The 2,173-nt window shown below is 63.9% G+C and carries 1 protein-coding gene and 1 pseudogene; both read right to left on the bottom strand.

The window, feature by feature from the left end; translation table 11 throughout:
* Positions 1-365: 365 nt before the first annotated feature.
* A pseudogene (locus BST27_RS30145) lies at positions 366-698 on the bottom strand (ATP-binding protein); the annotation flags it as partial.
* A gap of 2 nt (positions 699-700) precedes the next feature.
* Positions 701-1,942: an IS21 family transposase gene (istA, locus tag BST27_RS30140; protein WP_069422663.1), complete on the bottom strand. Its 1,242-nt coding sequence runs from the start codon at positions 1,940-1,942 to the stop codon at positions 701-703.
* Positions 1,943-2,173 lie beyond the last annotated feature (231 nt).

Here is a 2,173-nt window from a genome sequence, read left to right as displayed (position 1 = left end):
ATGATCATCCTCGGGAAGGTGCGCCCACTTTCACGCCACCTCATCAAGGCTCATCCACAGGTTTCGATCATTGCTCCCGCAAGACCGTGATCCGACTCATCGCCAAACACAAGCACCATCAGCTAGCCAGCTCTACGGTGGGGCCGGGCTGCGCTGGGGTGTCGAACCCATGTGTGCAGTGTTGCCTGAACATGGCGTCCGATCAGCACGTCGACCTACTACGAATTGATCACCAAGACCCGAAAAGACTGCAGCTCCGTCTTACCGAACCCGGTCGAGTTCATCGCGGCGGCACGTGCAGACAAGAACGAGGGGAGGTTGCGCGCCAGACGCTCGGGTCACGCAAGTTGTGATCTGACTGCGCACCCGGGTGGGCCGAGCAGCACGACGTTGCGGGACTTGGCCAGAAACGCGCCTGTACCCAGGTGGGCGATCATGTCCCGGGTGCCCGGTTGGTGATCGAAGTTGAAGTCCTCCAAAGATTTACGGGTGGGGAATCCAGCGGAGCGGATGCGGGTCGCTGCACCGGAGGCTTCCCGGGCGGCGACCTCCCGCGAGAGCACCGCTGCCAGATACTCCTCATGGGTCCAGTTGGCATCGCGGGCTTGCTCGGCCAGGCGGGCGGCTGAGTCCCGGATGCGCGGCGCCTTGAGTGCTTGGGCGTAGTGCAGGACAGCCTTGATCGGGTCCTCGGTCATGATCAGGCCACCTCTCCGTCGGAAGTGACGGTGCTGCTGGTGAATTCGACACCGAACGCGCGGTCATAGTCGGCCAGATCGCGCACCAGGTGATCTTCTTGCGCCGGTGGCGGATCGGTTTGGAACCGTCGCCGCAATGCCGCGGCAGTCGCGACATGGGCCGGGTCAGTGAGGGTTTGTCGGGCCGCCCAGCACCGGTCGTGAGCAGCTAACAGATGCCCAGCCCGGCTCACCGTCACCCGACTCAGCGTGGTGCTCACCTCGACGAGTTGGCCGATCGCGCTTGGGTCCACGGAGTAGTCGTTGCCGGCCACCCGCACGTAGTAGTCGCGGCCGAGCCGCACCGACATCACCGCCTGGACGGTGGGCGCCACAGGTGGCAGAGCCAGCATCTGGGCTCGATCGGCATCCAGAAAGTCGACCGGACGACCATCGAGGACCCGCACCCGACGGGCGTTTGCGGTCGCAAGCCACTGGCCCAGTTGATCGTTGAAGTCCTGCGGTGAGGTGAAGCTGCGCCCCGGCAGGAACGAAATCTCCAGATATCGGTTGGCTCGCTCCACCATCCCTTTGGATTCGGGGTCATAGGGTTTGAGTTGGACCAGCCGCGACCCAAGTGAGCCCATCAAAGCGGTGACCGGATCGGTCAACCGGCCGCGGCGCCCGATCCCTGCCTCGTTGTCCCACCACAACTCATGGGGTGCTGCGGCGAAACTGCCCGCGAGCAGCTGCCACATCCCAGCCACCAAGTCCATGGTCTGGCGCGACGGCAACATCACCGCGGCGATGAACCGGGAGAACGCCGCCACCATCACCAGCACCGGCAGCTTCGCCTCCTGACCGAACCCGACCGCGATCTTCGGTGCCGGGAACCACAGATCGCACTGGACCACCCGCCCGGGCAGGTACTCGAGCCGGTCAACCGGATCGGCGGGCAGGTATTCCGGCCGGATCGCTCGGACCCACTCCCGAAACCAAGAAATAGAACCGCTCCACCCGACCCGCTCGGCGAGCACCGTCGCCGGCATCTGCGGGTAGGCCGTCAACAGCGCCCGCATCCGCGGTTCCATCTCACTGATCGCCGAAGACGCCGCGGCCCGCTCATACTTCGGCGGTTTATCACTGGCCAGCGCCCCAGCCACCGTGTCACGCGCGATGCCGAGCTGACGTGCAATGGCCCGCTGCGACAAACCTTCGCTGCGGTGAAGATGCCGGATCAACGCCCAGTCTTCCAAGGAGATCACCCATCCAATCTGATTGGGTGGCCTACTTTTCAACCGTCGCGAGTGGCCGGACTTTCAGCCGTCGCCAACACTGGTGAACCGCCGCTTCTACGCCACTGCGTCAAATCGGTTGTGAATGGCCGCCGCTACGTTTGCGTCGACCTGGATGGGATTCTGGCGTGTTCCCTGTGAATGAGTCCAGCTTGTTTTAGAGTCCTGTGGCCCGAGGTCGGGCTGGAAGGGACGATGAAA

Origin of the sequence: Mycobacterium intermedium, assembly GCF_002086275.1 — a bacterium.
In the GTDB taxonomy this organism is placed as follows: Bacteria; Actinomycetota; Actinomycetes; order Mycobacteriales; family Mycobacteriaceae; genus Mycobacterium; species Mycobacterium intermedium.
Note: the sequence above shows the minus strand (reverse complement) of the source record. Positions and strands in the feature narration are given on the sequence as shown.